At 71.6% G+C, this 12,063-nt stretch carries 13 protein-coding genes; 6 read left to right on the plus strand and 7 right to left on the minus strand.

Translation table 11 applies throughout. The features are described 5' to 3' along the window. Positions 1–61 precede the first annotated feature (61 nt). The 3 genes from KTR66_RS07580 to KTR66_RS07590 form a co-directional block, all read right to left on the minus strand. Positions 62–844 (minus strand): ABC transporter substrate-binding protein, encoded by a 783-nt coding sequence (locus tag KTR66_RS07580; protein WP_249731934.1) that lies wholly within the window; start codon positions 842–844, stop codon positions 62–64. Continuing rightward, positions 844–1,914: a tartrate dehydrogenase gene (locus KTR66_RS07585; RefSeq protein WP_213611967.1), complete on the minus strand. Its 1,071-nt coding sequence runs from the start codon at positions 1,912–1,914 to the stop codon at positions 844–846. The genes KTR66_RS07580 and KTR66_RS07585 overlap by 1 nt, the downstream gene beginning before the upstream one ends. Before the next feature lie 69 nt (positions 1,915–1,983). After that, a complete protein-coding gene (locus tag KTR66_RS07590) occupies positions 1,984–2,706 on the minus strand; it encodes an aspartate/glutamate racemase family protein (protein ID WP_249731935.1) in 723 nt (240 codons plus the stop codon). A 60-nt stretch (positions 2,707–2,766) separates the two neighbouring features. Between KTR66_RS07590 and KTR66_RS07595 the strand changes: the two genes are divergently transcribed. The 6 genes from KTR66_RS07595 to KTR66_RS07620 all read left to right on the plus strand — a co-directional run bounded on the left by KTR66_RS07595 (position 2,767) and on the right by KTR66_RS07620 (position 7,886). Further along, positions 2,767–3,747 (plus strand): tripartite tricarboxylate transporter substrate binding protein, encoded by a 981-nt coding sequence (locus KTR66_RS07595; RefSeq protein ID WP_213611969.1) that lies wholly within the window; start codon positions 2,767–2,769, stop codon positions 3,745–3,747. Position 3,748: 1 nt separating this feature from the next. Next, positions 3,749–4,576: a hypothetical protein gene (locus KTR66_RS07600; RefSeq protein ID WP_213611970.1), complete on the plus strand. Its 828-nt coding sequence runs from the start codon at positions 3,749–3,751 to the stop codon at positions 4,574–4,576. Between the two features lie 77 nt (positions 4,577–4,653). Further along, entirely contained in the window at positions 4,654–5,337 is a 684-nt protein-coding gene (locus KTR66_RS07605) for a GntR family transcriptional regulator (RefSeq protein WP_213611971.1), read from the plus strand. Continuing rightward, on the plus strand, positions 5,334–5,837 hold the full coding sequence (locus KTR66_RS07610; RefSeq protein WP_213611972.1) for a cysteine dioxygenase family protein: 504 nt from the start codon (positions 5,334–5,336) through the stop codon (positions 5,835–5,837). Before KTR66_RS07605 ends, KTR66_RS07610 begins: the two co-directional genes overlap by 4 nt. Positions 5,838–5,892: 55 nt before the next feature. Next, positions 5,893–6,786 (plus strand): DMT family transporter, encoded by an 894-nt coding sequence (locus tag KTR66_RS07615; protein ID WP_213611973.1) that lies wholly within the window; start codon positions 5,893–5,895, stop codon positions 6,784–6,786. Positions 6,787–6,809: 23 nt separating this feature from the next. Beyond that, a complete protein-coding gene (locus KTR66_RS07620; protein ID WP_213611974.1) occupies positions 6,810–7,886 on the plus strand; it encodes a hypothetical protein in 1,077 nt (358 codons plus the stop codon). Here the strand turns inward: KTR66_RS07620 and KTR66_RS07625 are convergent, their stop codons facing one another. Genes KTR66_RS07625 through hutH form a run of 4 tightly spaced genes read right to left on the minus strand, consistent with a single transcriptional unit; the run spans position 7,887 to position 12,026 of the window. Further along, positions 7,887–8,918: a helix-turn-helix domain-containing protein gene (locus KTR66_RS07625; protein ID WP_213611975.1), complete on the minus strand. Its 1,032-nt coding sequence runs from the start codon at positions 8,916–8,918 to the stop codon at positions 7,887–7,889. Continuing rightward, on the minus strand, positions 8,915–9,340 hold the full coding sequence (locus tag KTR66_RS07630; protein ID WP_213611976.1) for a PaaI family thioesterase: 426 nt from the start codon (positions 9,338–9,340) through the stop codon (positions 8,915–8,917). The genes KTR66_RS07625 and KTR66_RS07630 overlap by 4 nt, the downstream gene beginning before the upstream one ends. Continuing rightward, entirely contained in the window at positions 9,337–10,536 is a 1,200-nt protein-coding gene (hutI, locus tag KTR66_RS07635; RefSeq protein ID WP_213611977.1) for an imidazolonepropionase, read from the minus strand. Before hutI ends, KTR66_RS07630 begins: the two co-directional genes overlap by 4 nt. Continuing rightward, complete coding sequence (hutH, locus tag KTR66_RS07640) at positions 10,533–12,026, minus strand: histidine ammonia-lyase (RefSeq protein WP_213612093.1); 1,494 nt, start codon at positions 12,024–12,026, stop codon at positions 10,533–10,535. The genes hutI and hutH overlap by 4 nt, the downstream gene beginning before the upstream one ends. Between the last annotated feature and the right edge of the window lie 37 nt (positions 12,027–12,063).

A 12,063-nucleotide genomic window follows, 5' to 3' on the forward strand; every position in this document is an offset into this window, starting at 1 on the left:
GAAACCCCGGCGGTGACGCGCCGAGCCTAGCATCGCCCAACCCGCATGCGGCAAGCGGCCGTCAGCGCGGCGGCGCGACCGAGGCCCCCTGGATGCGATGGCGCGCGAGGCTGGCCGCGATGAAGCCGCTCGCTTTCATCTCCTCGACGAAGGCGGTCAGATAGGCGAGTGCGGCGGGATCGCGCCCGGCGGCGAGGCCCATCGCCTGCTGGATCACCATGAAGCGCCCGGGCAGCAGGCGCAGGCCGGGCAGCCGAGCTGCATCGGCCTCCAGCTGCTGCCGCACGCCGGCCGCCACATCCACGCCCTGGCGCAGGAATTCCTCGACCACGGCGGGCGAGGTCTGCGCGCGCAGTAGTGTCGCGTGGCGGATCTCGCGCGTCAGATACAGGTCATAGGCGCTGTTGAGGCCGACCATGATGCGCGTGCCCGGCCGGTCCACCTCCTCGATGCGGGTGAGGGGGGAGGTGTCGCGCACGAGGTAGGCGCCCTCGATCTCGATATAGGGCGCGGTGAACGCGATGCCCTGGCTGCGCGCCGGGTCCACGGCGAAGAAGCCGATATCGGCGCGGCCGGAGCGGATCGTCTCCACCGCGCGCCCGGCGGCGGGGACGATGACCATCTCCAGCTCGAGGCCGAGCCTCTGCGCCAGGGTCTGCGCCAGATCCACCGAGACGCCATGCGGCGGCCCGGATTCCGTGGCGCGCCCCGCCAGGATGGGGTTGCCCAGGTTGATGACGGCGCGCAGCCGACCCTCCGGCGCGAAGGCGCGCGCGAGCGGGGAGGGGCCCTGCGCCAGGGCCGGCGTCGCCGCCAGTGCCATGAGGGCCGCGCGCCGATGCATCAGGCGCGCGCCACCGCTTCCGCGATGGCCTTGCCCACTTCCACCGTGCCCGACTGGCCGCCGAGATCGCGCGTGCGCGGGCCGCCCTCGGCCAGCAGCTTCTCGATCGCGGTGGTGATCGCGGCGGCGGCCTCATGCTCGCCCAGGTGATCGAGCATCATGGCACCCGACCAGATCTGCCCGATCGGGTTTGCGATGAAGCGGCCGGCGATGTCGGGCGCCGAGCCATGCACCGGCTCGAACATCGAGGGGAAGGCCTTCTCCGGGTTGATGTTCGCACTCGCCGCGACGCCGATGGAGCCGGCGACGGCAGGCCCGAGGTCGGAGAGGATGTCGCCGAACAGGTTGGAGCCGACCACCACGTCGAACCAGTCCGGATGCTGCACGAAATGCGCGCAGAGGATGTCGATGTGGAACTGGTCCGTCTTCACCTCGGGATAGTTCTTCGCCATCGCCTCGAAGCGCTCATCCCAATAGGGCATGGTGAAGGTGATGCCGTTGGACTTGGTGGCGCTGGTCACCTTCTTGCGCGGGCGCTTCATCGCCAGCTCGAAGGCGTATTTGATGATGCGGTCCGTGCCGGTCCGCGTGAGGATGCTCTGCTGGCTGACGAATTCGCGATCCGTGCCCGGGAACATGCGCCCGCCGACGGAGGAGTATTCGCCCTCCGTGTTCTCGCGCACCACGTAGAAGTCGATCTCGGCCGGCGTGCGGTTGGCGAGCGGCGTGGCGACACCCGGCAGCAGCTTGCAGGGGCGCAGCGAGACATATTGGTCGAAGCCGCGGCGGATCGGGATGAGCAGGCCCCAGAGCGAGACATGGTCCGGCACGCCGGGCCAGCCCACGGCGCCCAGGAAGACGCTGTCGCTGTCCTTCAGCTGGTCCAGGCCGTCATCGGGCATCATCTTCCCGGTTTTCGCATAGGTCTCGCAGGACCAGTCGTAATGGGTGAGCTTCAGGTCGAAGCCGAAGCGCCGGGCGGCGGCATCCAGCACGCGCAGCCCCTCGGGCGTGGTTTCCTTGCCGATGCCGTCGCCAGGGATGACGGCGATGCGATGCGTGCGGGCCATGGGCGTTCCTCAGGTGATTCGGGGCGCGAATGCATCACGCGCCGCGCTCCCCGGCAAGATCGGGCCGGTTCAGAAGCGCCGGGGCCGGAGCCCCGCCTGAAACCAGTTGATCATCGAATGGATGTCGTGCACCGGCAGGCCGGTCGCTTCCGCCACATCCGCCGCATAGGGCGGCATGTTCGTGCATTCCAGCACGATGGCGCCGACTTCCGGGTGCCGCGCGGTGAGGCGGGCGGCGGCGTCCAGGATGTCCTGCCGGGCCAGGTCCACATCCAGGTCGGTCTTCTCGGCGCGGATCAGCACGCGGAAGAACTCACGCCCGCCCTCGGTGCCCTCCAGCGGCACATCGAGCGGCACGCCCGCGGCCTCCAGGTGCCGTGGCGTCACACCCGCCTTGTTCACCGTGATGACGCCGACGCGCTTCCCCGGCGGCAGGGTCGCCTGCACCCAGGGCACCTGCATGAGGGAGGAGGTGGCGACCGGCACCCGGACCGCCGCCGCCAATTCCTGCTGGAAGAGCGAGAGGAAGCCGCAATTGGTGGTGATGCCCTCCGCCCCCAGATCCACCAGGTCCCGCGCCGCTTCGATGAAGGCGTCCAGCAGGCCGGGCGCGCCTTGCTCGACGACGCGGGTGGGGGATGCGCCGCGGACCACGCGGAACAGCACGGGGAAGTTCCAGGTCAGGCCATTGCCCATGTCGCCCAGGATGCGCGGGAAGCGGGCCTCCAGCATCAGGATGCCCAGCGGCGCGCCATAGATGGATTTGCCGCCCTTCGCGATGTGACCCGGCATCATTCCCCTCCTTGCGTTGCGCCCCTACATAAGCCTCCGATCATCCGAAGGAGAACCCCGATGCGCCGCCGTTCCCTGCTCGCCCTGCCGCTCGCCGCCCCTGCCGTGGCTTCCGCGCAGGACAATTGGCCCAACCGCCCCATCACCATCGTCAGCGGCTTCCCCAATGGCTCGGGCATCGACATCTACATGCGCCGCATGGCCGAGCCGCTGAGCCGCCAGCTCAACGGCGTGACCATCATCGTGGACAATCGCTCGGGCGCCGGCGGCAACATCGCCTCCGACTTCGTCGCGAAGTCGCGGCCCGATGGCTACACCTTCTATTTCGGCACGGCCGGCACGCATGCGATCAATGCGAGCCTCTATCGCACGCTGCCTTTCGACGTGGTGCGCGACTTCACGCCCATCTCCCACCTGGGTGACGTGCCGAATGCGCTGACGGTCAGCATCGAGCGGCGCCCGCAACTCACCGATTGCGCGGCACTGCTGGCGGCCGCCCGCGCCAATCCGGGCTGGCTGAACTATGCCTCCACCGGCAATGGCGCCTCCACGCATCTCGCTGGCGCGCAATTCGCCGTGGCCGCCAATGTGGATCTCACCCATGTGCCCTACCGCGGGCAGCCGGGCGCGCAGACGGCGCTGCTGGCGGGCGATGTGGACTTCTTCTTCAACCAGGTGGGCCCCGCGCTCGGCCCCATCCGCCAGGGGCAGACGCGGGCGCTGGCGGTGACGACGGCGCAGCGCCTCTCCATCCTGCCCGACGTGCCGACGGTGGCCGAGGCCTGCAACCTGCCCGGCTTCGTCAGCACCACCTGGTACGGCATGTTCGGCCCCGCGGGCCTGCCCGCGCCCATCGTGGAGCGCATGTCGAACGCCATCACCACCGTGCTGCGCGACCCCGAATTCAGCAATTGGCTCGTGACGACGCAGGGCATCGCGCTGCCGCCCGTCTTCACGCCCGCCGAATTCGCCGCGATCCAGCGCCGCGACATCGCGAGCTGGGCGGAGATCGTGCGCCGCTCCGGCGCCTCGGTGGATTGAGGTGCGGCGCCGCGCCCTGATCGCCATGAGCCTCGCGGGCCCCGCCATGGCGCAATCGGCGCGCGTCAGTTTCGAGGAGCCGAGCGGCGCGGCGCCGGGGCCGATGAACGTGTATCTGCACCGCCCGGCCCGCTGGCAGCCGGGCGGGCCGGTCGCGGTCGTCATGCATGGCATGGGGCGCAATGCGGATGGCTATCGGGACGCCTGGGTCACGCCGGCCGAAGCCGCGGGCTTCCTCGTCATCTGCCCGGAATTCTCCAACGCGAAGTTTCCGGGCGTGGAGTTCTACAATTACGGCAATGCCCGCGCGCCGGAGGCCGCCTGGACCTTCTTCGCGCTGGACCGCGCCGTGGCGGCGGCGCTGGCGGCGGTGGGCGCGCCCGAGACACCCTTCGCGCTCTATGGCCATTCGGCGGGCGCGCAATTCGTGCACCGCTACCTGTTGCTGACCGGCGCGCCGCGGGCGCGGCGCATCGTGATCGCCAATGCCGGCTGGTATTCCTGGCCGGATTTCTCCATCGCCTTCCCGCATGGCCTGGGCCAGTCCTCCGCCACGGAGGCCGGGCTGCGCGGCGCGCTCGGCCGGCCGGTGACGATCCTGCTGGGCGAGGCCGATAACGACCCGACCCATTTCCAGCTGCGCCGCGATGCCACGACGGATGTGCAGGGCCTGCACCGGTTCGAGCGCGGCCAGAACTTCTTCGCAGCCGCCCGGGCGGCGGCGGCGCAGCGCGGTGTGCCCTTCGGCTGGAGCCTCGAGACCGTCCCGGGCGTCGCCCATTCCAACAGCGGCATGGCGGCGGCGGCCGCTTCGATCCTGGCCGGCTAGACCGCGCCATTTGAAGCTTGCGTGACAGGGAAGGCTCTGCGTATTCTCACTGACATGTCAGTAAATGCCGCAGCCCCATGTCGCTGGTGACAGCCCTGGAAGTCCCGCCCTCCCTCACCGAGCGGGCCGTGAGCGCGCTCCGGCGCGAGATCCTCACCACGCGCCTCGCCCCCGGCGAGACCGTCTCCGAGGCGGCCGTCGCCGCGCATCTGGAACTCGGCAAGGCGCCGGTCCGCGCGGCGCTGGCCCGCCTCGCGGAAGAGGGCCTGGTCCAGGCTGTTCCGCGCCGGGGCTGGATGGTCAGTCTCGTCACCATCCGCGACATCCATGAGGTCTTCGACCTGCGCCTGATGCTGGAGCCCGAGGCCGCGCGCCGCGCCGCCGGCCGGGTGGATGCCGTCATGCTCCGCCGCCTCGATGCCATCTGCGCCGAAGGTTACGACTGCGCCGATGCCGAGAGCGCCATGTGCTTCCTCGACGCCAACAAGCAGTTCCACGTCGCCATCGCCGAGCTGTCCGGCAATGCGCGCCTGGCCCGCCAGCTCGACCGCCTGCTGGATGAGAGCACGCGCATGCTGGTCCTGGGCCTGCGCCCTCGCGACCGCACGGGCGAGATGGCGCATGAGCACCACGCGCTGGTCGAGGCGCTGGCGCTGGGCCGCGCCGAGGAGGCCGCCCGGATCATGCATGAACAGGTTTCCGCCAGCCGCCAGATGGTGCTGGCGGCACTCACCGCGCCCGATGCGAGGACCGCCGTATGAACATGATCTCGGCCCGAACCGGGTTGGACAATCTGCTCTCCGACATCCGCGTCGCCGCCCGCCGCCCGCTGGAGGAGCGCCCGGCCGCCGTCGCCGCCGCCATCGCGCCCCATCTCGGCAATGCCTGCCTGCTGGATGGCAAGGACTGCCCCTCCAACCCTGACCGCTATGTCCGGCACCTGCTGGATGAGGGCGATGGCTATGCCGTCGTCGCCCTGGTCTGGCGTCCGGGCCAGATGTCGCCCGTGCATTCGCACCACACCTGGTGCGCGCTCGGTGTCCATCGCGGCATCCTGACCGAGCATTTCTTCACGCCCGGCGAAGTGCCGCGCCCGCGCGCCGCGCATCTGCGTGCCGAGGGCGACACCAGCCACGGCCCGGGCTGCCCGGACCTCATTCACCGCATCGCCAATTGTTGCGCGGAGACGGCGGTCTCCATCCATGTCTATGGCGTGCCCTATGCGCAATTCGCCGACGGGGTGAACCGCATCCTCGCCTGAGTGCCATGCGTGCGCGCGGGTTGACGCAACCGCCGCGTGCATCTCCCCTGGCCCGGTGAATATCAGCCCCAAGCTCCTGGCCGGCCTGCTCATCGGCCTCCTGGCCTCCACCATCTGGGGCGGACATGCCGCGGTGGCGCGGCTCGCGCTCAGCGGGCAGGGGCTGCATGTGCTCGACCTGCTCTTTTGCCGCTACATTCCGGCTTCGCTCCTGCTGCTGCCGCTGATCTGGCGCGAGCGCGCGGCGATGCGCCATCTCGGCTGGCGGCGGATCTTCACGCTGTTTCTCTTCGCCGGCGCCATCAACCTGACCCTCTTCGTCTCGGCCCTGAAATACGCGCCGGCGACGCATGGCGCGACCATCGCGCCCATGGTGAATCCGGTCGCCGGCGCGCTCTTCGCCTGGTGGCTCCTGAAGGAGCGGCCCACGCCCGGGCGTCTTGCGGCCCTCGCCGCCATGCTGGCCGGGGTGCTCATCATCGCCTGGGATGGCCTGGGCATGCATCCCGGCGCCTGGCGGGGCGACCTGATGCTGGTGGGTGCCGGCGCCACCTGGGCCATGTTCACCATCCTGCTGCGGCGCTGGCAGGTGCCGGCCATCCCGGCGACCGCGGCCGTCACCCTCGTCTCGGTGCCCTTCGTGCTGCCGCCCTTCCTCTGGTTCCGCGCCGAGGCCTTCTTTTCGCTGCCCACGCCGCTCGTGCTCTGGATGCTGGTGGCGCAGGGCGTGCTGCTGGGTGTGGTTTCCATGCTGCTCTTCGCGCGCAGCGTGGAGATGCTGGGCGCCACGCGCGCCAGCACGCTCTCCGTCGTGGTGCCGGTGATGGGGCTGGTCACCTCGGCGCTGCTGCTGGGCGAGACGATCGGGCCGGTGAAGGCGCTGGGCGCCACGCTCTCGGTGAGCGCGATGCTGGTGGCGGTGCTGTTTACCGGCCGGCGCGTGGGATGAACGGAAGGGGAGCGAGGAGCGTCATGGCTCGGCTGATCAATGCGCGCGGCACCTTCACGCCGCTCGGCGTCTCGCGCTCCTCGCCTGGGGTGGCGGCGGCCGTGGCGGCGGCGCTCGGCGACTTTGCCTTGATGGCGGATCTCCAGGCCGAGGCGGGACGGCGCCTCGCACAGCATGCGGGTGCCGAGGCGGGGACGGTGGTGCATTGCGCCGCCGCCGCCATCACGCTCACCGTCGCCGCCGTGATGACAGGCGGCGCGCCGGAGCGGGTCGCGGCGCTGCCGGATGCGCGGGGCATGCCCCACCGCGTGGTCCTGCCCGCTGGCCATGCGGTGGATTACGGGCACCCGATCGAACAGGCGGTCCGCCTTGCCGGTGCGCGGCCTGTCCTCGCCGGCACGCCGGAGGAATGCGGGATGGCCGCGTTGGAGGCGGCGCTGGCGCATCCGGAGACAGCCGCGCTGCTGCTCGTGTCCTCGCGCCTCACCTCAGGCCCTCCGATGGACATCGCGGCCGCTGTGGGGCTCGCCCATGCGCGGGGCCTGCCCGTGATCCTGGATGGCGCGGCGCAGGATTGGCGCATGGTGGAGCTCCTCGGCACCGGGGCGGACCTGCTCATCGTCAGCGCGCAGAAATACCTGGCGGCGCCCACCGCCGGGCTGGTGCTGGGGCGCGCCCCGCTGGTGGCGGCGGTGCAGGCGCAGGAGAGGGGCATCGGCCGCGGCATGAAGGTGAGCAAGGAGGCGCTGGCCGGCGTCATCGCCGCGCTCGCCGAGCGCGAGGCGCTGGATGCGCAGGCCTGGCGCGCGGGGCAGGCCGCGAAGCTTGCCGCCTTCCTGGAGCGCGCCGCCGCGCTTCCCGGCGTCATCGCCGATGCGGAGCCGGACCCGACGGGACTGCCCTTCGACCGCGCGCGGTTGCGGCTGGACCCGAGCGTGGCGCCAGGCCTCGCTGCGGCCTTGCGGCGCGGTGACCCCACGATCTGGACCATGGATGACCGCGCGAGCCTGGGGGAGATCCGGCTGGAGCTGGTGCCGCTGCGCGAAGACGAGCTGGATCTGATCCTGGCCCGGCTGGGCGCGCTGCTCGCGCCCGGCTGATCAGAAGGCGCGCAGCCAGTCCCGGAGCGCCGGCGCCGCGAGGCCGGCGTCGCGCATCGAGAGAGGTCGCAGCGCCTGGCCGGCCAGGGCCGCGGCCCGCACCTCGGAGGGGGTCGCGCCGAACTCCCGGCGGAAGGCGCGGCTGAAGGCGGAGGGGTCGTGGAAGCCGCAGGCCTCGGCCACCTGGGCGATGCTGCGGCCGTCCCGCGCGTCGCCCAGCGCCGCATGGCTCGCTTCCAGCCGCAGCTTCTGGATGTAGCGCGCGACGCCGCCCTCGCCCTCCAGCAACCGGTAGAGTTGCGAGCGCGAGGTGCCGGCGAGGCGGCAGAGCAGGGCGGGCGAGAGCCGGGCCGAGCCGAGATTGGCCCGGATGGCGCGCCGCACGCGGGCGAGGCGCGTCGCCTCCATCTGGCTCTCCGCCTGGGCCAGGCGATCCGCGCTGGGTTGCACGCAAGCGCCGATCATGGCCGCGATGGCATCGGGCAGGCGCGCCGCCTCCTCGGGCTGGAGCTTGGGGATGCGGCAGGCCAGCAGGCGGAGGTAATCGGCCAGCAGCTGGCCCATCACGCCTTCGAGCGGCATGTCGCAGGCGGCATCCAGCGGGCCGGCCAGCGCCTCCAGCCGATCGCGCGAGAGGTAGAGCTGCAGGCGCTGGTCGGCGTCCCGCTCGCTCACCAGCTCCTGGCCCAGGCTCACGATGAAGGGGACGCCCGCCGGGATGCGCACCGGGCCGCGCGGCGTGAGCAGCCGTGTCTCGACGCCGCCCATGGTGAGCGACCAATGGTCCACCGGGTTGCGTCGCACCAGCTGCCGCGTGCGCAGGACGCGCAGGCGCGGCGCGGTGACGCGGCTAAGGCCCATGCCGGCCAGCGGCCAGGCCAGGCTCTCGGCCGGGAAGCCTTGCCCGGGCGCCGCCTCCGGCTGCTCCAGATCGAAGACGGAGTCGAACCAGCCGCGCCAGGCGCTGATCTGCTCCTGCTGCGGCAGGCCATGGGTGCGCAGGGTGACGGGCTGAAAGCCGCTCGCGCTCATGCGGCGCCCGCGGTGGCGGGCCGGCTGCGCACCCAGCTGGTGGTCACATGCACCGCGACGTCCTCCGAATCCCGGGGGCGGATCAGAATCTCCCCGAAGATGCTGCGGCCCTCGCCTTTGATCAGCCGCGCCGTGGCGGATATGGGGCCGGGCCCGCAGGGGCGCAAGAAATTGACATGCATGCTGGCCGTCAGGCTCTCATCCCGCCCGCCCGTGCCGGCCAGCAGCACGGCCCACATGGCCATGTCGGCCAGGCCCATGATGGCGGGGCCGGAGACGGTTTCGCCCGGGCGCAGCAGGGCGGGATCGCGCGGCAACTCCAGCACCGCCTCCTCCGCGCTGGCCGAGAGGACGCGCACGCCCCAGGCCGCGGCCAGCGGCACGCCGCGATGGATGATCGCCTCGATCTCCGCCAGTGTCATGCCGCAACGCCCGCGACGACCCGCCCCGCGCAAGGATTGCCGCCCAGCCAGTAGCACAGCTCCGCCGGGCGCTGGATGCGGTAGAGCGCCAGGTCGCAGCGCATCCCCTCCGCCAGCACGCCGCGATCCGTGAGGCCGAGGGCCGCGGCCGCATGGCGGGTCACGCCCAGCAGCGCCTCGGGCACCGTCATCCGGAACAGCGTGCAGCCGAGATTGAGCATCAGCAGGAGCGAGAGCGCGGGCGAGGAGCCCGGGTTCATGTCGGTGGAGAGCGCCATGCGGCAGCCATGCGCGCGCATCGCCGCCACATCCGGAAAATGCGTCTCGCGCAGCGTGAGCGTGGCCCCCGGCAGCAGCACGGCGACCGTGCCCGCCTTCGCCATGGCGGCGATGCCCGCCGCGTTGCTGCGCTCCAGATGATCGGCCGAGAGCGCGCCATGGGCGGCGGCCAGCGCCGCGCCCCCGCCATCGGTGAGCTGGTCGGCATGCAGCTTCACCGGCAGGCCGAGGCGCTTCGCGGCGGTGAAGAGGGTGGCGGTTTCCTCGGGGGTGAAGGCGATGCTCTCGCAGAAGGCGTCCACCGCATCGGCCAGGCCCTCGGACGCCGCGCGGGGCAGGATCTCCTCCACCACATGGCGCAGGTAGTCGCCCTGGCGGCCCTTGTATTCCGGGGGCACCGCATGGGCGGCGAGCAGCGAGGTGACGATGCTGACATTGCGCTGCGCCCCCAGCGCGCGGGCGGCGCGAAGCTGGCGCAGCTCGGCCTCCAGCTCCAGCCCGTAGCCCGACTTGATCTCGACGGTGGTGACACCCTCGCTGAGCAGCGCATCCAGCCGGGGCAGGGCGGCCTGCAGCAGCTGTGCCTCATTCGCCGCGCGTGTGGCCCGCATGGTGGAGAGAATGCCGCCGCCGGCGCGGGCGATCTCCTCATAGGTCGCACCACCGAGCCGCATCTCGAACTCGGCCGAGCGATTGCCGCCGAAGACGAGATGGGTGTGGCAATCGATGAGGCCCGGCGTGATCCAGGCGCCGCCGCAATCCGTCACTGGCGCGTCATGCGCCGGCAGCGCCGCGCGCGGGCCGATCCAGGCGATGCGCCCATCCTTGGCCGCGATGGCGCCATCCTCGATCAGGCCCAGCGCGTCATCCCGCATGGTCGCGAGATGCGCGTTCAGCCAGACATGGTCGAAACTCATGCCAGCGGCACCTGCACGCCCCGCAGCAGGGCGCGGGCGGCGGCGATGTCGGGCGCCATCAGGCGGTCCTCATCCCAGGGCGCCACCACGGCCCGCAGCCGGGCATGCGCGGCCTCGATCGCCGCACTGCTGGTGAGCGGCCGATGGAAGCCGATGCCCTGGGCGGCGGCGAGATATTCGATGGCGAGGATGCCTTCCACATTCTCGGCCATGGGCGTGAGGCGCAGCGCGGCATTGGTCGCCATGGAGACGTGATCCTCCTGGTTCGCGGAGGTGGGCAGGCTGTCCACGCTGCGCGGCGTGGCCATGGCGCGGTTTTCGGCGGCCAGCGCCGCCGCCGTCACCTGCGCGATCATGAAGCCGGAGTTCAAGCCGCCCGAATTGACCAGGAAGGCCGGCAGGCCGGAGAGCACCGGGTCGGTCAGCAGCGCGATGCGGCGTTCGGCGATGGCACCGATCTCGGCGAGCGCGAGCGCCAGCGTATCGGCGGCGAAGGCCACGGGTTCCGCATGGAAATTGCCGCCGGAGAGAAGTTCGCCGCCCGCCACCAGCAGCGGGTTGTCGGTCACCGCATTGGCCTCGCGCTCCAGCGTCACACCCGCCTGCTCGATGAGGTCGAGGCAGGCGCCGATCACCTGGGGCTGGCAGCGCAGGCAATAGGGGTCCTGCACGCGGATATCGTTGTCGCGGTGGCTGTCGCGGATGGCGCTGCCGGCGAGCAATTGGCGCAGCGCCTCGGCCACGCGCGCCTGGCCGGGCTGGCCGCGCAGCGCATGGATGCGCGGGTCGAAGGGCGTGTCGGAGCCGCGGGCGGCATCCACGCTCATGGCTCCCGTCAGGATTCCCGCACGCAGCAGGTCATTGGCGCGGAAGTAGGCGTCGAGCGCGATGGCGGTGCTGACCTGCGTGCCGTTGAGCAGCGCGAGCCCCTCCTTCGGGCCCAGCACCAGCGGCGCGCGGCCGATGGCGGCGAGCGCCGTGGCCCCGCCATGCGTCACATGCTGCGCATCGGTGGCCGAGCCTTCGCCCACCAGCACCAGGGAGAGATGGGCGAGGGGGGCGAGGTCCCCCGAGGCGCCGACCGAGCCTTGCGCCGGCACGTCGGGCAGCATGTCGGCCTCCAGCAGGGCCAGCAGCGTCTCCACGACCTCGGGCCGGGCGCCTGAGGCGCCGCGCGCCAGCGAGGCGGCCTTCAGCGCCAGGATGAGGCGCACGACGGGCCGGGGCAGGTTGGTACCCGTGCCGGCCGCGTGGCTGCGCAGCAGGTTGAGCTGCAGCTTCGCGAGATCCCCCGCCGCGATGCGCGTGGAGGCCAGCTTCCCGAAGCCCGTGTTCACGCCATAGAGGGCCGCGCCGCTCGCCAGCGCCTTTTCCAGGGTGGCGAGGCCGGCGGCCACATCCTCCCGCCAATCGGAGGCGAGGGTCAGGCTGGCGCCATCGCGGATGGCGCGCCAATCGGAGAGCCGGGCCTGCCCGGCGGCGAGGGTGATGCGGGTCATGCGCCAGCCTATACCGAAGCGGCGGGCC

This window comes from Roseococcus sp. SDR (assembly GCF_019083995.1).
Lineage (GTDB): Bacteria > Pseudomonadota > Alphaproteobacteria > Acetobacterales > Acetobacteraceae > Roseococcus.